Origin of the sequence: Chryseobacterium capnotolerans, assembly GCF_021278965.1 — a bacterium.
In the GTDB taxonomy this organism is placed as follows: Bacteria; Bacteroidota; Bacteroidia; order Flavobacteriales; family Weeksellaceae; genus Chryseobacterium; species Chryseobacterium capnotolerans.
Map to the genome: position 1 here is coordinate 3151119 of NZ_CP065589.1, position 19858 is coordinate 3170976.

15 protein-coding genes and 4 pseudogenes are annotated in these 19858 nt (G+C 35.4%); 9 read left to right on the forward strand and 10 right to left on the reverse strand.

Translation table 11 applies throughout. From position 1 onward, the window contains the following. The first annotated feature begins 118 nt into the window (after positions 1-118). A pseudogene (locus H5J24_RS15040) lies at positions 119-654 on the forward strand (nucleotide exchange factor GrpE). Positions 655-755: 101 nt separating this feature from the next. Beyond that, entirely contained in the window at positions 756-1874 is a 1119-nt protein-coding gene (gene dnaJ, locus H5J24_RS15045; RefSeq protein WP_065393720.1) for a molecular chaperone DnaJ, read from the forward strand. 239 nt (positions 1875-2113) lie between these two features. Here the strand turns inward: dnaJ and H5J24_RS15050 are convergent, their stop codons facing one another. Further along, positions 2114-2995, reverse strand: a complete 882-nt coding sequence (locus H5J24_RS15050; protein ID WP_068942250.1) for a DUF808 domain-containing protein — start codon at positions 2993-2995, stop codon at positions 2114-2116. Positions 2996-3141: 146 nt separating this feature from the next. Here H5J24_RS15050 and H5J24_RS15055 point away from each other — a divergent pair, with 146 nt between their 5' ends. Next, positions 3142-3633: a tetratricopeptide repeat protein gene (locus H5J24_RS15055; RefSeq protein WP_068942249.1), complete on the forward strand. Its 492-nt coding sequence runs from the start codon at positions 3142-3144 to the stop codon at positions 3631-3633. 112 nt (positions 3634-3745) lie between these two features. Continuing rightward, positions 3746-4615 (forward strand): alpha/beta hydrolase, encoded by an 870-nt coding sequence (locus tag H5J24_RS15060; protein ID WP_068942247.1) that lies wholly within the window; start codon positions 3746-3748, stop codon positions 4613-4615. Positions 4616-4747: 132 nt separating this feature from the next. On the opposite strand, the gene H5J24_RS15065 is transcribed toward H5J24_RS15060, so the two are convergent. The 5 genes from H5J24_RS15065 to H5J24_RS15085 all read right to left on the reverse strand — a co-directional run bounded on the left by H5J24_RS15065 (position 4748) and on the right by H5J24_RS15085 (position 9958). Further along, positions 4748-5443 carry a DedA family protein gene (locus H5J24_RS15065; RefSeq protein WP_068942245.1) on the reverse strand — a complete coding sequence of 232 codons (696 nt, stop codon included), beginning with the start codon at positions 5441-5443 and terminating at the stop codon, positions 4748-4750. 85 nt (positions 5444-5528) lie between these two features. Next, positions 5529-6641: a peptide chain release factor 2 gene (prfB, locus tag H5J24_RS15070; RefSeq protein ID WP_068942243.1), complete on the reverse strand. Its 1113-nt coding sequence runs from the start codon at positions 6639-6641 to the stop codon at positions 5529-5531. 178 nt (positions 6642-6819) lie between these two features. Then, a complete protein-coding gene (locus H5J24_RS15075; RefSeq protein WP_068942241.1) occupies positions 6820-7320 on the reverse strand; it encodes a hypothetical protein in 501 nt (166 codons plus the stop codon). Between the two features lie 6 nt (positions 7321-7326). Beyond that, positions 7327-8493, reverse strand: coding sequence for an NAD(P)/FAD-dependent oxidoreductase (locus tag H5J24_RS15080; protein WP_228407602.1), 1167 nt, complete (start codon positions 8491-8493; stop codon positions 7327-7329). 115 nt (positions 8494-8608) lie between these two features. After that, positions 8609-9958, reverse strand: a complete 1350-nt coding sequence (locus H5J24_RS15085) for an AAA family ATPase (RefSeq protein ID WP_068942238.1) — start codon at positions 9956-9958, stop codon at positions 8609-8611. Positions 9959-10074: 116 nt separating this feature from the next. Between H5J24_RS15085 and H5J24_RS15090 the strand changes: the two genes are divergently transcribed. The 3 genes from H5J24_RS15090 (at position 10075) to H5J24_RS15100 (ending at position 12572) form a co-directional block, all read left to right on the forward strand. Next, positions 10075-10977: an ABC transporter ATP-binding protein gene (locus tag H5J24_RS15090; protein WP_068942236.1), complete on the forward strand. Its 903-nt coding sequence runs from the start codon at positions 10075-10077 to the stop codon at positions 10975-10977. Between the two features lie 2 nt (positions 10978-10979). After that, entirely contained in the window at positions 10980-11825 is an 846-nt protein-coding gene (locus H5J24_RS15095; RefSeq protein WP_068942234.1) for an ABC transporter permease, read from the forward strand. 117 nt (positions 11826-11942) lie between these two features. Beyond that, a complete protein-coding gene (locus H5J24_RS15100; protein WP_068942232.1) occupies positions 11943-12572 on the forward strand; it encodes a hypothetical protein in 630 nt (209 codons plus the stop codon). Positions 12573-12608: 36 nt separating this feature from the next. On the opposite strand, the gene msrB is transcribed toward H5J24_RS15100, so the two are convergent. From msrB to H5J24_RS15120, 4 genes and pseudogenes are all read right to left on the reverse strand, one after another. After that, the gene (gene msrB / locus H5J24_RS15105; RefSeq protein ID WP_068945019.1) at positions 12609-13709 is read right to left on the reverse strand and encodes a peptide-methionine (R)-S-oxide reductase MsrB; all 1101 of its coding nucleotides are present in this window, start codon (positions 13707-13709) and stop codon (positions 12609-12611) included. A gap of 17 nt (positions 13710-13726) precedes the next feature. Then, positions 13727-14175 (reverse strand): annotated as a pseudogene (locus H5J24_RS15110) (DUF417 family protein). Positions 14176-14254: 79 nt separating this feature from the next. Continuing rightward, complete coding sequence (locus tag H5J24_RS15115) at positions 14255-14524, reverse strand: hypothetical protein (RefSeq protein WP_068942228.1); 270 nt, start codon at positions 14522-14524, stop codon at positions 14255-14257. Positions 14525-14529: 5 nt separating this feature from the next. Further along, positions 14530-15082 (reverse strand): annotated as a pseudogene (locus H5J24_RS15120) (sigma-70 family RNA polymerase sigma factor). A gap of 465 nt (positions 15083-15547) precedes the next feature. Between H5J24_RS15120 and alaS the strand changes: the two are divergent. Together alaS and H5J24_RS15130 are read left to right on the forward strand one after the other, a co-directional pair. Further along, positions 15548-18149, forward strand: a pseudogene (gene alaS, locus H5J24_RS15125) (alanine--tRNA ligase). A 193-nt stretch (positions 18150-18342) separates the two neighbouring features. Continuing rightward, a complete protein-coding gene (locus H5J24_RS15130; RefSeq protein WP_068942222.1) occupies positions 18343-19821 on the forward strand; it encodes a PhoX family protein in 1479 nt (492 codons plus the stop codon). Positions 19822-19858: the final 37 nt, after the last annotated feature.

The window sequence follows — 19858 nt, forward strand, 5'->3', positions numbered from 1 at the left end:
GTCTCTTAGAGCCCTGTCTATACAGTCCTATTTTCTTCAACCATTTTTCTGCCTTAATGTCCTGTTTTTTCCTTTGGCAGAGTCTTTGTGAAACATTCATGTAAATAAATATTGAATTATGGAAAATCAGGATATTAACGAAGAAAGCATCAATAATCAAGAAGATAACACAACTCAGAATGAGGCAACCCCTCAGGACAATGTGACAGCTACTCCTTCTGCTGAGGAACTTTTGGCAGAAGAAAAAGACCGTTACATCAGATTATATGCTGAATTCGAAAACTATAAAAAAGAACTTCTAAGGAAAAAATGGAATTCTTCCAATATGCTAACCAGGATATGATGGTTTCTATGTTGGGTGTTTTAGATGACTTTGAAAGAGCATTAAAAGAAATTGCTAAAAACGGAAATCCGGCAGATCTTCAAGGGGTTGAACTTATCTATCAGAAATTCAAAAATAAACTTACTGAAAAAGGATTAAAAGCTATGGAAGTGAAAGCTGGAGACAGCTTCAATGTAGACTTCCATGAAGCTATTACTCAAATTCCGGCTCCATCTGAGGATCTGAAAGGGAAAATCGTAGATGTTATTGAAACAGGATATACTTTAAGTGATAAGGTAATCCGTTTTGCAAAAGTAGTAACAGGAAACTAAAATTCATAAATGATAAATGATGAGTGATAATTGATGAATGTTTCACTTATTAGCTTTACAATATCTTTTATCATTTATCAACAATCAATTATTAAATTGTCATGTCAAAAAGAGATTATTACGAGGTTCTTGAGATCAGCAAATCTGCATCTGCCGACGAAATAAAAAAAGCATACCGTAAAATGGCCATCAAATTTCACCCGGATAAAAATCCTGGGGATAAAGAGGCTGAAGAAAAATTCAAAGAAGCTGCTGAAGCTTACGAAGTATTAAGCGATGATCAGAAACGTGCCAGATACGACCAATTCGGTCACGCCGGAATGGGTGGAAATGGTGGTTTCGGAGGCGGAGGCTTCGGAGGCGGAATGAATATGGAAGATATTTTCAGTCAGTTTGGAGATATTTTCGGTGGCGGTTTCGGAGGATTCGGCGGTGGCGGCGGTGGTCGTCAGCAGGTGAAAGGTTCTAATTTAAGAATCAGAATCAAGCTGAACCTTGAGGAAATGGTAAACGGAACTCACAAAACCATTAAAGTTAAAAAAATGAAGATGGCAGAAGGTGCCACTTCAAAAACATGTCCTACCTGTAACGGTTCCGGTGTTCAGCTTAAAGTGATGAACACGATGTTTGGTCAAATGCAGACTCAAACTACTTGTGGAACTTGCCAGGGAATTGGAAAAGTTGCAGATAAAATTCCTGCTGGAGCTAATGCTCAGGGTCTTGTAAAAGATGAGGAAGAAATCACAATTAACATTCCTGCAGGTGCAAGAGACGGAATCCAGCTTAATGTAAGAGGAAAAGGAAATGATGCTCCGTTTGGTGGTACTCCGGGTGATTTATTAGTGATCATCGAAGAAGAAGTAGATCAAACAATTAAGAGAGAAGGTGACAATCTTCACCAGGAACTGTATGTTTCATTTGCTGAAGCTGCTTTAGGAACTAAAAAAGAAATTCCTACCGTAGGCGGAAAAGTAAAAATTACTGTTGATCCTGGAACTCAATCCGGAAAAATCTTAAGATTAGCAGGAAAAGGTCTTCCAAGTATCGATAGCTATGGTAAAGGAGACATGTTTATTCATATCAATGTTTGGACACCGCAAAAGCTTACTAAGGAGCAAAAAGACTTCTTTGAAAAGCAGATGTCCAGCGGAGAAATGGTTGCAGAACCATCCGGAAAGGAGAAAACTTTTTTTGATAAAGTGAAAGATTTATTCAATTAATATAAAAAGAGGCTTAGGCCTCTTTTTTTGTTTAAAATTTAAGGTTTAATATTCAAAGTTAGATACCCATATTCTATACTTTATTTCTATTCTTCTGTTAGAACTTAACGTTAGCTCTAACATTTATCAGTTTAGATTCTTTTCATTACAACAGAGAAAGTGCGCTGAAGTTACTTAGATTTTAAATCAAAAAAATCCTGCAAATCAATGCAGGATTTCTTTATTATATTTTGGTTAATTTATTTTTTTATAGCTAAAGAATAGATTAATTTTCCTATCGTAAAGACAGCTACAGCAGCTAATCCGCCTACCATTCCAAAAGTGAATTCTTTTAAAATATCCGGCCATGTTGGAAGCAATTCATGCAGATAATGGATATTATGAGCGAAAATCCCTCCTGAAACTAAAATCAGGGCAATTGTTCCTACAACACCTAAAATTTTGATAATTACCGGTAATGCTTTTACTAAAAGATGTCCAAGTTTGGAAAAGAATCCTTTATCATGGCTTTTTTTGATTAACTTAAAACCAGCATCATCCATTCTTACAATTAATGCTACGATTCCGTAAACTCCTACTGTTGCAATAAATGAAACAAAAGTTACGGTAAGAATTTGCGTAATAAGTGGATGCTCCTGTTGGATTACTGTTCCCAAAGCAATGATTACAATCTCAATAGAAAGAATAAAATCTGTTCTGATGGCTGAATTAATTTTTGCTTTTTCAGAAACCTCAGAGTTTTCATCTTCTTTACTCTCTTCTACTACTTCATGTCCTTTCTTGGAACGGTGAAACAGGAATTCAATAATTTTTTCTACCCCTTCAAAAGCAAGGTATAAACCTCCCAAAATCAGGATGATCTCAATGGCTGGTTTATAAAGCCAATTGAGCAAAAACGCAATAGGAAGGATAATCAACTTATTGATAAAGGAACCCTTGGTAATGGCCCACAATACTGGAAGTTCCCTGGAAGAAAGAAAGCCTGTGGCTTTTTCTGCATTTACAGCCAGGTCATCTCCCAAAATTCCTGCTGTTTTTTGTGTAGCTATTTTACTCGTAACCGCTACATCATCCATCAATGCTGCAATATCATCTAAAATTGCAAAAAAGCCTGATGCCATATTTTAATGTTTTTTTAATCTTTGTTAAGTTCAGCAAAAATAAATATTTAATTCCATTTTCTGATTCAGAATATGACAATAATTTTAAGAATTATAAAGTAATGCTTCGCTTTCAATAATTTATATCTTTGTCTAAAATCTATACAATGGATGAAAACTGGGAATCCCAATTACAGGATATCTGGCAAAAACTTGGAGTAATAAGCAACGACGAATTTATTCAACAGCTCAAAAATCATACGGCCCTGCTTACAGGTTCACAAGCCATTGCAGATTTTGAAATGGCATGTGCCTTCGATTCAATTGGATATGAAAAGGAAGCAGAACCCTTATACAGAGCTGCATTAGGTTTAGGATTATCAGGTTTACGAAGAAGAAGAGCAAGGATTCAACTGGCAAGTACATTGAGAAATAATGGAAAAATAGAAGAAAGCATTCATATTTTAAGAGAAGAAAAAGCTAACTATTCAGATGATCTGAATGATGCCGTAGATTCTTTTTTAGCGCTGTCTCTTTCTTCTGCCGGGAAATATAATGAAGCCTTATCACTCACCTTAAAAGTAATTTCTCACCATTTACCCAGATACAACCGGTCTCTGTATAATTATGCAGATGCTTTACATAAGGAAGATGTATAAAAAAATCATTTAATAAAAAGTGCCTTTCAACACTCTGAAAAACAAAATAAAAGCTTATATAAATCATCTGTTTTCTTTAGCTTTACACCTTCTTTTTCTGTACATTTAATCTATGAAAAAGCTCATTCTCAGGTATCATTTTTTCGTTATGGGATGCATCAGTTTCCTTTTGCAATCCTGTAATACAAAATTTAGAGTTTGGGTAGGTCCTGACGGTCAACAGAAGATCTATAACTTAAAATATGGGGAACACAAAAGACAGAAAATGGATGTTTTCCTTCCTAAAGATTACCCTGTAAATTCTCCTGTAGTTCTTATTGTACATGGTGGAGCCTGGACATTGGGAAAAAAGGAACACATGATCCAGATTCAGAAAATGCTTTTTCAAAATAAAATTCCAAGTATCAACATCAATTACCGATTGGTTTCTCAAAAGAAAAAAATCACCTATAAACAACAGCTGGAAGATATTGGTCTTGCTGTTGAAAAGTTCAATTCTTTAGCAGAAAAAGCAGAACTGCAACCTAATAATTATATTATTCTTGGCGAAAGTGCCGGCGGGCATCTTGCTCTCCTCTATGGTTATCAGCACCCGGATCAGATTAAAAAGATAATTTCTTTAAGTGGTCCTACAGATTTTTACAGCTCTGAATATCTTAATTCCTTTTATTCTAAATATACCTCTCCTACAATTCAAAAGGTTGTAGGAACTAAATTTGACCGTAAACATTTCTCTGAAGCCTTTAAAGAAGCTAGTCCCATTGCCAATATTACCAAAGTTCCTACCCTATTATTCCAGGGAAATCAGGACTTTTTGGTGAATCAGCATCAAGGTATTGCTATGGATTCCGCATTGACTCATATGAATGTTCCCCACAAATTTATTTTTATGAAAAAAACAGGTCATGCTCCAAGATTTTTCAGCAAAAGAAAAAGAGATAGCATTATTTATCCGAATATCCTGGATTGGATCAATAAATAAATATCTTTTAAGCCTATATCATACATAAACCTATACCACGAATAAACCACTAAAAGAATTCCTACATTCGTGGCTAATAAAAAAGGCTATCTCTAAGTGAGGCAGCCTTATTATGTTTAGTTGATTTGAATTCTATTCAAAATCTTTGTTTTCGTATTTAGAAAAATCTTCTTTCTTTCCGAACATGAATTTGATAATTACCGGAAGTGTTGTTATCAATACAATGACAATGATAATGTATTCTAATTTTTCCTTCAGGTTGATATTAAACTGCTCCATGAAAAGTTTATCAAGATAATGTCCTGCAAAAATCAGAATAAATGACCACAGAACTGCTCCAATAATATTATCCCTTAGGAATTCTTTTTTGTTCATTTTTACGATTCCTGCTACAATCGGGGTAAAAGTTCTCACCACAGGTAAGAATCTCGCCATAATGATTGCTAATGCCCCATGTTTTTCAAAGAAATCATGAGCCTGATACAGATATTTCTTCTTAAAAAGCATTGAATCCGGTCTTTTATACAAAGCAGGTCCTGCTTTTCTTCCGAAATAATACCCTACTTCATTTCCTACAATAGCAGCAAGCGCTACTCCCGAGGCCAAAATTGTTGTGTCTAAGAAATCACTTCCTGTGGAACCGAATGTTTCTTTGATGATTTCAACGGCATATATTCCTGAAACGAATAATAGTGAATCTCCGGGCAGGAAAAATCCTACAAAAAGACCTGTTTCAGCAAACACAATAAATAAAATAAGCCAAAACCCTCCCATTTTAATATAAAACTCCGGGTTTAATAAATCCTTCCAGCTATTGAAATCTTCCATATATATTGATGAACAACAAAAATAAGTCTAAAATATCTGAAACAAAAATTAATTATAAGATTTTAACTAAAATTTCACATGATATTTATAGGTCGAGGTCATCATCAGAAACTGCGGTCCCATCGGCCATCAGGAATGCTTTAAGGAAAGGAGTGATATTTCCGTTCATTACAGCGTCCACATCTGAGGTTTCATGGCCTGAGCGTACATCTTTTACCAATTTATAAGGATGCATTACGTAGTTTCTGATTTGGCTTCCCCACTCGATTTTCATTTTGTTGGCTTCAATCTCATTTCTTGCCTTCATACGTTCTTCCAATTCCATTTCATATAATCTGGAACGTAAGAGCTGCATTGCTTTTTCTTTGTTCTGAAGCTGAGAACGGGATTCTGAGTTTTCAATGATAATTCCGGTAGGTGCGTGACGAAGACGTACGGCCGTTTCTACCTTGTTGACGTTCTGTCCTCCGGCTCCGGAAGACCTCATCGTTTCAAAAGATATATCAGCTGGATTAATATTAATTTCGATGGTATCATCTACTAAAGGATAAACATATACGGAAACGAAGCTGGTATGACGTTTTGCATTGGAATCAAAAGGTGAAATTCTTACCAAACGATGCACTCCGTTCTCCCCTCTTAAATATCCGAAAGCAAATTCACCTTCTATTTCAAGGGTAACGGTTTTCACTCCGGCTACATCACCTTCCTGGAAATTCAGTTCACGGATCTTATACCCTTGTTTTTCTGCCCACATGGTATACATTCTCATCAGCATGGATGCCCAGTCACAACTTTCTGTTCCTCCGGCTCCGGCAGTGATCTGAAGAACTGCAGACAGTTCATCTCCTTCATTAGAAAGCATATTCTTGAACTCAAGATCGTCAATCTTTTCTACTAATTGTGGGAAGGTTTCATCCAGTTCCTTTTCTGAATCAGGATCTTCTTTAGCAAAGTCGGCTAATACCTGTAAATCTTCAAATTGGGTATGAATCTCATCATAACTTTCTACCCATTTTTTCTTGGAACGAAGCTGTTTCAGGAAAGCTTCTGCGGTTTTAGGATTATCCCAAAACTCAGGAGCCGCTGTTTTTTCATCATCATTGGCTATTTCGATCTTCTTTTTTTCAATCTGTAAATATCTGTGTAAGTCTTCAATTCTGGATTGAACTTCTTTTATCTGGTCGTTGTTGATCACGATTTATTCTTTTGTGCAAAAATAAGTGATTTCTTTCAGAGTGGAAAACTAAGAGTTCAAGGTTTAAGGTTTAAAGTTCTTATTCTTTTACTTATAATTGAAGGTTGGCTGTTGATACTCAATCTTATTTAACATTTTAAATTGAATACTTATATCAGATCTCTCATTTATGCGTCTATCATTTACTCTCATTTATTATTTCTGCTTCAAAGATTTTCCTCAAATATTCTTTTGACTTTTTACTTTCTATTTTGAAGCCTACCATAGTTAGTACATACATAAACAGCAGCATTACGAGAGGAATAAAAAATTCTATTGTTATTCCTTTGTCTCTTATTCCCTTCATCAATACAATAACAAAGAAAGAGGATGCCATTAAACACCATGCTATTGTAAAGAGAAATACAAACCCATCCAAGCTCATAGTCACCCGAATTTCTGTTCTGTCATTATTTTTTTGAATAATTCCGTAGATCTGAGGCAAAAATGAATTTCTGTAATTGATGACTCTGCTGATATCAAAACTGTCAGTATCCACAGAGCCTTCATAATCTTTGACAGAATGATTCCTTCTAAAGCTAAATTTTTTCGGTTCAACAAAATCCGAAAGTCTTTTTATGATTTCCTGTTGGGATAAATTTGTTCTGTAAATAATACGTTCAAAAGGTAAATATTTCATTTTATTTTAAATCATAATGGTAATCATCTCCCCAACTTTAGGAGCCAATGCTACTCCCATTCCTGAAAGTCGTACTGCACAAAGTTGTCTTTCTGAAAGCCTCTTCACGATTGGTGTTTTCTCACTTCCCATGGCCATAATTCCTGACCATCGTAATGCGATCTTAAATTCCTGATTAGGAAGAATAACTTCCTGTAGGAAATTTTCTAAGTGATGTTGCAGAAATTCTGTGGTTTCAAAAGCTATAGTTTCTTCCGTCTTAAAATCCTGGTTTCTTCCACCGCCCAGCAACACACGGTTTCCTAAGTTTCGGAAGTAATAAAAGCCTTCATCATAATGGAAAGTTCCTTTTAATTTTAAATTTTCTATAGGTTCAGTCAGTAGAATTTGTCCACGGACAGGAACTATATCTTCCTTTTCCAGAAATTTTGAACTGAAAGCATTGGTGCAATGAATTAACTGATCTGCTTTTACAGTAATTCCTTCTGAAAGATCAATTTTAACCTCATCAGAAGTTTCATTAATATTTTTCACTTCAGATCCAAACAAAAACTCAACATTCAACTCTTGACATTTTTCTAAAAGCTTCTGTAGCAGTTTTCCGGAATGCAAACTTCCTTCACATGGATTTTCAATGAGAAACTTAGATCTCCCTAGTCCAAAATCATTTATTTTGTCCTGTTGTAAAGAATAGGTTTCTTCAAGTCCGGTTATAGACTTAAGCTTTTCATTTGCTTCATTTAATTGTTGCAGAGATTCTTCATTATTCACTATTTCATACCCTCCGCTGAGTTCAAAATCTATTTCCTCATTTTTAAAATACTGTCTGATCTTCTGAAGACCTTCGAACCTCATTCTGACAAGATCCAATGTCTTTTCCCAACCCATTTTCTGAGCATCAGCAATCACTTCTGTAAGACTTCCAAAGCAAGCAAAACCCGCATTTCGTGTTGAGGCTCCTAATGGAACAGTATTTCTTTCAATAATTAACACGGATTTTTCAGGAGACTTCTCTTTAATAGAAATCGCCGTCCAAAGTCCGGAAAATCCAGCCCCAATAATGACAATATCTCTTTTACGATAAAAAGTTTCCTGTTCCCAAATGCTGATCATGAGTAATGAGTGATGAGTGATGAGTGATGAGTGATGAGTAATAGATGGTAATAAAGGCATAAGACGGAGAGATAATAGACAAAGAGGTTTATGAAGTATTACAATTTTAGTTACTGATGTGTTAACATTTCATAACTCGCATCCCGAACCTCGTATCTCGTACCCTGAATCCTGCCTACTCTTCCTTCTCGCCGTTGTGATGAAACCCAATTGCTCGTCTGGGCTCCTCAACTACCTTATAAGTTTCAAGCTCTTTTCTTAGAGCCTGGATTCTAAATTGAAATTCATCAAAATTATTAATAATAACATCTGCTAAAAAGCGAGCTACCTGATCAAGATATTCCTCTGTAAGCTTTGCTCCAGCATCTCTTAATGCTCCGTTGATAAGCTTCTGATCAATTTTCAGCTTTTCATTTCGGGTTCTTTGATAAAGGTTTTTGATCCTTTTCTTTAAACTTTGGGTAAAATCAATCAGCATAGTATTGCTGAAAGCCTTCATCCTTGAAGAAACTTCATGCCAGAAAGGGACTTTGTCTGCTTTGTTATTTTTAAGTATTTTGTATAATAGAGAATCTTCTTCAAGCCCTCTGGTCATCGCATATAGGATAATTTCTGAACGTTCTGAGGCATTAGGTGGAAATATAGGAATCATGACATCAAATCTTCCGGGAGCTAAAATTTCTTCATCAATTTCAGATACAGAATTGGCTGAACCAACCATCAATACCCCTTCTTTCTCAAATTTTGCAATATAATGCAGAATAAGCTCCTGGGCTTCCAGATTACAGGATGCAATATCGTTATCTGCTTTTCTTTGCATCATGATCTCATCAAAATCATCAAGGAAAAGCAGCATTTTATTTTCTTTCATCATCGTTAAAAGAAAGTCACTGAAATTGATCTGATTCCCGTCAATTAATGAAGTTCCCAGATAATGTTTTTTTACTTCTTTGAACTGATAACCTATAATTTCAGCAATCTTATTCGCCCAGAAAATCTTACCACTTCCGGGAGGGCCATATAGAATAATGCCTGCCGGTTTATTGATGCCCCAATCTTTGATCTGCTGCGGGTTTAAAAATGGTTCAAGAACCGCTGATGTATAGAAAAACAAATCTCTGTAGCCTATAAAATCTCTTTGCTGCAAGCTGGTTTTATTTCCGAAATAGTCATATACAAACTGGTAATTTCCACCCAGTTTATTATCAATACCGTAACTTGAAATGGAAGATTTGAAAAAGCCATTGTCAAAAATGTTAGGATTATTATCTTTGATCGCTTTCTCAACTTTCTCTTTCGGTTGATTGATCACTTCAGCAATCTGTTCCAGTGTTTTATTCTTGTCCAGATCCTTTTCGTATAATCTCAAAAAGTCTACATTTTCACGGGCAAATTTTTCAAAATCTTCTTTCACTTCAAAGTTGGTACTGACACAGTCTACCAGTTCAAGGTCAAAATCCTGTATAAACTGTTTAATGGCTTCTGCAGAGACATTCAGTTCTTCTGCGAGTTCAATTAGCTTCATAACTGTTGATTAATTCTATCAAATTTAATGTATTTGTACATAAATTAATATTGATTTATGATAATTCTGTAACATTATCTATTTTATATAGACTACTACTATGTAAAACAAATTACATGGAAAAGATTTTATCAGTAAAAAATTTGACGAAGAAATTCAAAAGAGTTGTGGTCAACAATATTTCTTTTGATGTCGAAAGAGGAAATGTTTATGGCCTTTTAGGTCCGAACGGAAGTGGGAAATCCACTACTTTCGGAATGCTGCTTTCAACAATCAATCCTACCAGCGGAGACTGGTTTTGGTTTGGAAAAAAAGGAACTGATCCAGATACATTGAAAAGGATCGGAGCGATTATCGAGCAGCCTAATTTTTATCCTTATCTAACTGCAGAAACCAACCTTAAGATTGTCGCTGAAATTAAGCAAACACCCTATTCAAGGATTGACGAAGTACTGAAGACCGTTAATCTGTATGAAAGAAGAAAAGATACTTTCAAAACTTTTTCTTTGGGAATGAAACAGCGTCTTGCCATTGCATCGGCAATGCTGAACAATCCTGATGTGATGATTTTAGATGAACCTACCAACGGATTAGATCCTGAAGGAATCATTCAGATCAGAGAAATCATCAGCGATATTGCCAAACAGGGGATCACCATTATCATTGCAAGCCATCTTCTGGATGAAATTGAGAAGATCTGTAGTCACGTGATTGTATTAAAAGAAGGAAATTCCATTTATTGTGGAAGAGTGGATGAAATGACTTCCAACAATGGATATTTCGAACTGAAAGCAGATAATAACACCTTGCTATTAAATGCTCTTAACGAGCTTCAGTGGTTCTCTTCCATCAATCAGGAAGGTGATCTTATTAAAGCCCAGATCCGTGATGATGCTTCTGTTTCAGCTTCGGCAATGAATCAGAAACTGGCAGAGAAAGGAATCTATCTTTCCCATTTGACCAAGAAAAAGCTATCTCTTGAATCTCAATTCCTTGAACTTGTAAAAAACACCAATTAATCATGATAAAATTATTAAAACTGGAATATTATAAAAACCTGAACTATCAACCGTTTAAGGTTTTTACCATACTTTATTTTGTTATTCTTATTGCATTGCTTTTCATTGGATTGGTTGACTTTGATATTTTTGGAGGAACAATTAACTTAAAGGAACAAGGGATTTATAATTTCCCCGAAATTTGGAATTTTACCACATGGATTGTTGCTTTACTGAAAATTTTCCTGGGATTAATCATTGTCTTCTCTATTTCACAGGAATTCAGCAACCGAATGTTTAAACAGAATACGATTGATGGATTAAGCAGAAAGGAATTCATCACTTCAAAATTGTTGACCATAAGTATTTTCACTATTGTTTCAACAGCCATTGTATTGGGAATTACTTTGTTTCTGGGATATCAATATTCGAACACAACGGAATCTACAAAGGTTTTTGCTGAGATTTTCTTTATTGGAAATTACCTGGTAAAACTATTTACGTTCTTCTGTTTCCTCATGTTCCTTTCCATTTTGTTGAGAAAATCTGTCTTTGTATTTCTTGCTCTCTTTATTTTCTGGATTGGTGAGGGAATTTTAAAGGCTCTTGAAGTCTATTCAAAGGTAAAAGGAATGCAGGGACCCCAAAGAAATGAGGCTCTTCAGAATGATTTTTTCATTTCGCATCTTTTACCACTGGAGAGTATGTCCAACCTTGTTCCTAATCCGATGATCAGACTGGATATGGCCAAAATGATGGGGCTAAAATATGAATTCCACTACCCTACGGAAAGCCTTATCGCTTGCCTGGTGTGGTGTGCTATTTTTATATTCGGATCGTATTGGATTTTGAGAAAAAGGGACTGGTAGATCGCAATATTTACAATTTAAAGATTGAAGAATTAAAATATTTATTTTTTTTTAAAGTGGTTCGTATTCGGATCACTTTTTTGGCTTAATATTTTCATTCTTGTCGAAAAACCAGCCATGAAAAAAATATACTACGCTCCGGGATTAATCAGTGCTATATTAATTCCTCTCCTATTGTGGTATTACGGAAATCAAAGGGTTCACCCTCAATATACAGTGGTGGATCTGGGAATACCTAGTAAAATCAGGCCCAATAGAAATTTTGACAATACTTTCGAACCCTATAGAAATTGGAATTACAAAAAAATTGTAGTTAAACCCAATACAGCTATTCAAAACCAAAAAATTTATATTTCTGAACTTAAAGAATTGCAGGCAAGAAATGAGAAAGAATCAGGCATTGAATTTATAATCAATGACAAGAATAGTTATGAAGATTTCATAGTCATTATAAATGTAATGAATCTTTCTAAACAGGAAACCTTTTGTGCTGATATAGGAGCAACAGGCCACATTTTTGCTATTCATGAATATGTTGATCCTAATAAACATATACATGAAAATATCTGTTCAGTTGGGCCCGACATTATTTATAAAGAAGAAAATCAATATACTGGCTTTGATCAATTAAAATCTTTTGCAAAACTCCCAAAGCAGTCTTTTTATATGATTTTTGGTTTTCTTGTATTTATTAATATTTCCATGTTGAGCATTAAAGAAAGATTTCAACTATACAGATCCAACTAAAATAAAAGGCTGCCATTCGGCAGCCTTCCTTTCAATTTACTTTTTATCTAACAACGGAAGATATTTTCCGTATCCTTTTGTTTCCATCTCCGCTTTGGGGATAAACTTCAGGGAAGCACTGTTGATACAGTAGCGAAGTCCTCCTTTATCCTCTGGTCCATCTGTAAAAAGATGTCCTAAGTGAGCGTCTCCGGTTTTACTTCTTACTTCTACCCTTGTCATTCCGTGGGTACGATCCAGCTTTTCATCAATAAGTCCTTTGGTAATTGGTTTTGAGAAACTTGGCCATCCACAACCTGATTCAAATTTGTCTGTTGAGACAAACAAAGGCTCTCCTGTTGTGATGTCTACATAAATTCCCTCACGGGTTTCGTTCCAGTATTCATTTTGAAAAGCTCTTTCTGTTCCATTTTCCTGTGTTACATTATATTGTTCTGCACTAAGTTTTTCCTTTAGAACCTTTTTATCCTGCTTTTGATAGGTTGTCGCTTTTGGAAGTGGGTTTGCTTTCTTCGCCATTTCAAAAAGTCCCGGTTCAATATGGCAATAGCCGCCCGGGTTTTTATCTAAATAATCCTGATGATAGTCTTCGGCTTTATAGAAATTCTTCAAAGCAGTAGTTTCTACTACAACAGGTTTGCTATATCCTTTTGCCAGCTTCTGAACTTCATTTTTTACAAGAGCTTCATCAGCTTTATCGATATAATAAATTCCTGTTCTGTATTGGTCACCTCTGTCATTTCCCTGCTGATTAAGGCTGGTAGGATCAATAGTTTTAAAATACAGATCGATCAACAGTTTCAAGTCCACTTGCTCAGGATCATATTTCACTTTCACTGTTTCTGCAAAGCCTGTTGTATGACTTACCACTTCTTCATAGGTAGGATTCTGAGTCTTCCCGTTAGCATAACCAACTTCTGTTCCTACAACTCCACGAATCTGCTGAAAGAAATGTTCTGTTCCCCAAAAACATCCACCCGCAAAATAAATTTCCCTTACGTTTCTATTATCCATAATTTCCTGTTTTTCTTTTTTTACGTCTGTTTCAATGGGCTTATTCTTTTTAAAAAGCCCACTCCCAGCAGCAAAGACTGCAATACCCAGAATAATCCCGAGTACAATTAATATATTTTTCATATTTAGCTTTTTATTCATTATTTTTTATTTTGTAATACCATGAATCCAAATCCTAAAAGCATCAGATCCTTCAATATAAAAAAGTCTGTAACAGGAATTCCATCCACTACTTTCCACATTCCCGGAGTGGTAAACAAATAGCTTAATGTCACCAGAAAAGTAACAATCATTCCTATTCCTGCATATCTTTTAGTACAGCAAATTTCGCACTAAATATCAGTAATAAAGCAATGATAATTTCTATCGCTCCGATAAGATTTGACACTGTCTGAGCGCTCATAATCTTATATACGAAAAAAGTTAAGAAATGGTTTTCCACCAAAGGTTTTATAGCTGCTGCTTCAGTAGGAGTAAATTTGAAGATTCCTATCCAAAGCAATATAAGCGCTGCTCCGAAAAGAGAAATATAATATCCCAGGGAATACGTTGATTGATTTTTATCCGATTGATGTGCTGTTCCGATCATTTTTTTAGATTTTGAATTAATACTTTTATCATTTTCAAAAGGATAGTCGGTACTATTTCAAAATCCTGACAAAATTTTCTTAAAAATCTAATTTTTCAATCATTTTATTTTTAAAATCCTGAATTTCAGATTCATTAATTTCAGCATTTTTTTCTGTAAGTGTTTTTCTGAAAATCTTATCCAGCAACTTCAGTTTTTCATTATAGGCCTTACACCATTTACAGATAGCAATATGAAGGCTCAATCTCCTGTTTTCTTTGGCAGAGATTGTTTGGGCATTACGTTTTTCCATCAGCAAAGTGGCTTCTTTGCATGGCAAAAACAGAATATGTAATATCTTTTTAAGCATTTTAATTATAATTTTGAAAACCAGTTAAACTCCAGACATTCTCTCAATTGCATACGGGTTCGTTGAAGGATTTTCCAAAGGTTAGTCGTAGAAACATTCAATTCCTGACTCACATCAGATGCTTTTTTTTTCTTCAATGTAATACATTTTCAATAAAATTTTCCATTTGGCGGGTAATTCTTCGATACATTCTTCAAGTGTTTTATTAAATTCCTGATTGTCTAACAGTTCGGATTCAGTGGAAACATTCCAGTCATTCAAAACGTCATTATTTTTCCATGAACCAGACTCATCAAAAAAGTGATCCAGCCTTATATTAGGCTCAGATTTATATTTTTTCCGGTAAAAATCAGCAATTTTTCTCTGAAGAATAGCCATAAGCCAAGTGAGTGGCTGGCTCTTTCCTTCAAAAGAATCATAATTGGAAAAGGCTGCAATAAAAACATCCTGAACCACATCTTGGGCATCTTCTTTATTGGAAAGCATATATAAAGCTTTCTTCAAAAGCGGTCCGGAGTATTGGTCTATCCAGCTTTTCAGAATTTCGTTTTCCATCATTTGTAAGTATGTTTTATCTTATTTCAGATCTTAACGAAGGTAATAAGTTAAATGGAAATGAACAAAAATATTCTGGATGACCGTTCTTTTCAATTTTGATATTTTTTGTTGGAAAGCGCAAAAACGCAAAGAATTTTAAATAGATGTGTATGTTTTTAAGGCGCAAGATTTTTATCTGCGATAAAATTATACACTGTTGTATTCGCAACGAATAAGGGTATTTGTAAATTTGTGGGAAAAAATAACGCAGGAGATTATTCAAAAACGTTGTGTCCTTGCGTTAAAAAAAAATTAATGATTTTACAGACATGATATTATCAATATATTCCTTTGTGTAGATAATTATTATGTCCGGCATTTGATAAAACATCCTTGAAAATATGAAATATTGAATATTAAATCACCTAAAAATCTTAAATTTGCATCTTATCAAAATTTGATATTAAAAAAAGCAAAAGCAATACTATGACATCACAAGAGATACGTCAAAAATTTTTAGACTATTTTAAAAGTAAGGAGCACCTTATCGTTCCTTCAGCTCCTATTGTGCTGAAAGACGACCCTACCCTTATGTTTTCCAACTCAGGAATGACGCAGTTCAAGGATTTTTTCCTTGGCTACAAAACCCCTACGGCCCCAAGAATAGCCGATACACAGAAGTGTTTGAGAGTTTCAGGAAAGCACAATGATTTGGATGATGTAGGTAGAGATACTTACCACCACACCATGTTTGAAATGTTGGGGAACTGGTCTTTCGGGGATTACTTCAAAAAGGAGGCTATTGCTTTTGCCTGGGAATTACTGACTGAAGTATACGGAATACCAAAAGAGAATTTATATGTAACCATTTTTGAAGGGGATGCATCTGAAAACCTTAACAGAGACCAGGATGCTTATAATTTCTGGAAATCTCATATTGCAGAGGATAGAATCATCAACGGAAATAAAAAGGATAACTTCTGGGAAATGGGCGCAAGCGGACCTTGTGGACCTTGTTCGGAAATCCATATCGATTTAAGAACTCCTGAAGAAAAAGCTAAAGTTTCTGGTTTGGAACTGGTGAACAATGATCACCCTCAAGTAGTAGAAGTTTGGAACCTCGTTTTCATGGAATTTAACAGAAAAGCTGATGGTTCTCTGGAAAAATTACCTGCTCAACACGTAGATACAGGAATGGGCTTTGAGCGTCTTTGTATGGCACTTCAAGGGAAATCTTCCAACTATGATACTGATGTTTTCACTCCGCTAATTGCTAAAGTTGAAGAACTTTCAGGAAAAAAATATACCGGAATTTTAGAAGATGAAAAAGATATTGCCATTCGTGTGGTGGTTGATCACATCAGAGCAGTTTCTTTTGCAATTGCAGACGGACAATTGCCTTCAAACGGAGGAGCCGGTTACGTTATCAGAAGAATTTTGAGAAGAGGAATTTCTTATTCTTATCGATTCTTAGATATGAAAGAACCTTTCCTTTACAAATTGGTTGCTGTTCTTCAGGAACAAATGGGAGCTTTCTTCCCTGAGCTTGAAAAGCAAGGAACTTTGGTAACAGAAGTCATCAAAAGTGAAGAAGATTCATTCTTAAAAACGATTGAAAACGGTCTGATCAGAGTTGATAAATTAATTCAACAGACGATTGCTGATAACTTGAAAGTATTACCAAGTGAAGAGGTTTTCGAATTGTATGACACCTATGGTTTCCCTGATGACTTAACAAGAATTATTGCTGAGGAAAAAGGATTAACGATTGATGAAAAAGGTTTTGAGGCTGAAATGGAGAAGCAAAAACTTCGTTCAAAAGCGGATTCTGCTCAGAAAGTATACGATTGGGTTATTGTAGAAGAAAAGCCTGAAACATTTGTGGGATACGACCAGATTGAGTCTGAAACTTCTATTACAAGATACAGAAAAGTAGAAAATAAAGACGGAGAATTTTACCAAGTGGTACTCAGCAACTCTCCTTTCTACCCTGAAGGTGGTGGACAGGTTGGTGACAAGGGTGTCCTTGAAAACGCTACTGAAAGCTTCGAAGTATTGGAAACTAAAAAAGAAAATGGATTGATCATTTCTTTGATTAATGGTCTTCCAAAAGATGCAGGTGCGGTTTTCTATGCTAAAGTAAATGCAACAGATAGAAAGAACTCTCAGGGTAATCACTCTGTAACTCACCTTTTACATGAGGCATTAAGAGATGTTCTGGGAACTCACGTAGAGCAAAAAGGTTCTTACGTAGGTCCTGATTATCTTCGTTTCGACTTCTCTCACTTTAATAAAATGACTGAAGAAGAAATTGCTTTAATTGAAGAAAAAGTAAACCACAAGATCAAAGAAAGCATTGCATTACAGGAATTCAGAAGCATCCCGATTAAGGAAGCTTTGGAGAAAGGAGCAATGGCTTTATTTGGTGAAAAATATGGTGACAATGTGAGAATGATCCAATTCGGAAGTTCTAAGGAACTTTGCGGAGGAACTCACGTAAAAAACACCAGCGAAATCGGTCATTTCAAAATTACTTCTGAAGGATCTGCAGCAGCAGGGATCAGAAGGATTGAAGCCATCTCAGGAGATAAATCTGAGGAATATTTCAAGAGTCTTGAAAAACAGATCATTGAACTTTCTCAATTACTGAAATCTAAAGATGTGGTAAGATCTATCGAGAAATTAATGGAGGAAAATGCTTCATTAAAAGCTGAAGTAGATTCTTTTAAAAGGAAAAAGCAAAAGGAGAAATTGGTGACTGGAAAAATGCTTATGAGCAGAAAGGTAACAAACAGTTATTGGTAAAAAGACTTCTTTAGATGCTGGATCTGTTAAAGATATTGTATTCCAGTTGAAGAAAGAGATCCCAACTTCGGTGACGATCATTCTTTCTAATGCTGATGGTAAGCCAATGATTACGGTAGGAGTTTCCGATGATCTGGCAGCAGACTATCAGGCAGGAGCTATTGTAAAGGATCTTGCTAAAGAAATCCAAGGTGGCGGAGGTGGAAATCCAGGTTTCGCAACAGCTGGAGGTAAAAACCTTGATGGATTGGAAAATGCTTATCAGAAGGCTTTGAATGTTTAATAAAAAATACTTCAACATATTGAAAAACACCTGAATGAATCCATTCAGGTGTTTTTTATTTATATCCATTCTAATTATTGACTATTCCTTAACAAACCTCTACCTAATCTTAAACTATTTGTTTTCTCCCCGTAAAGTCTAATTAACACTAAGCCTTTAGTTTTGTCATAATCGAAATTCAAAAAAAGTAATTATGAAAATTAACAAAACTATTGGAGCTTTAGTCTTTGCTGCACTTGCTTTTCAAAGCTGTAATGAAGACAATAACAGCGATAATAATACTCCTGTCAATGACAAAATCAAAATTGAAAATTTCTCTAAAGAGTCGGCTTTTGTGTATGGAATGACTGGTTTTGAAAACTTAAATATTACCACGCTTATTTCCAGTTCTGATATTCTTTCAGGCTCTCCTGATTTTGTTTTTGGAGGCCAGCCGGACGGAATGGGAATCATGAAAGACCCTAAATCCGATGGTTATCTGATGATTACCAACCATGAGATCAAACAATCTGTCTCAAGAGTATATCTGGATAAAACGTTCAGACCTGTAAAAGGAGAATATATTTTAAATGGAACCGGTGGGATGACAAGATTGTGTTCTGCGACTTTGGCAACTCCAGAAATTCATGGTTTCAGTGCGTTTCTTACTGCAGGTGAATCTGGTGAAGAAAGTATGGTTCATGCTCTGGATCCATTATCACCAGCTTCTCAGGCATCAGATAAAACCAGAGTAAAGCCGGCTTTAGGAAAGGCTTCTATGGAAAATGCAGTTCCGCTTCCTAAAGATGTTTCTAATGGAAAATCTTATATCCTGATTGGTGAAGACCAGTCGTATTCTTCTTCTCATCAATCTGCAGGACAGCTGATCATGTATGTAGCAGATACTCAGGGAGACCTTAACAACGGAAAATTATATGCTCTGAAAAGAACCAATAATAATTATACTGAAACAGATATGACGAAAGGAAATTCCTACGATGTAGAGTTTGTTGAAATTCCTAACGCTAAAAACCTTACCGGAGCTCAAATCAATCAGAAAAATATTGATAATAACGCCATTCGTTTTTCAAGAGTTGAAGATGTAGATTACAGAAAAGGAGCGGGAAAAGGAAGAGAGATCTACTTTACCGCTACCGGAGAATCTTCTGACGGGGTAAATCCAAAACCGGGATTAACGATGTGGGGAAGAGTTTACAAACTTGTTCTTAACTCCAGTAATATGCTGGCAGGAAAATTAGAAGTAGTGGCAGAAGGAGATTCTGATCCGGGAAATAACCTGATCAATCCTGATAATTTATGTGTAACTGAAAACTATGTTTACATTCAGGAAGATGGAGACTCCTATTACAAAGCAGCCAAACATGATTCTCATATCTGGCAATTGAATATCGCTACAAAGCAATATAAGCCATGGCTGAATATGAAACATAACAGAGGTAATGCTGCATGGAATACGGCTTACAACCAATCCGGAGACCTTGAGAAGTACGGTTCATGGGAATATGGAGCAATGGTTGATATTTCTGATATCATCGGAGTTCCTAATACATTTGCTGTGAATATCCACTCTCACACCTGGCAGCTGGATAAATTTAAAAATCCTGACGGCTCCGGAATCAACACCAACAAAGAAGGTGGACAAATTGTAATTATCAGAAACGTAGAAAAATAGTTGTAAATACTCCATATTAATCAAAGTATCAACAGAA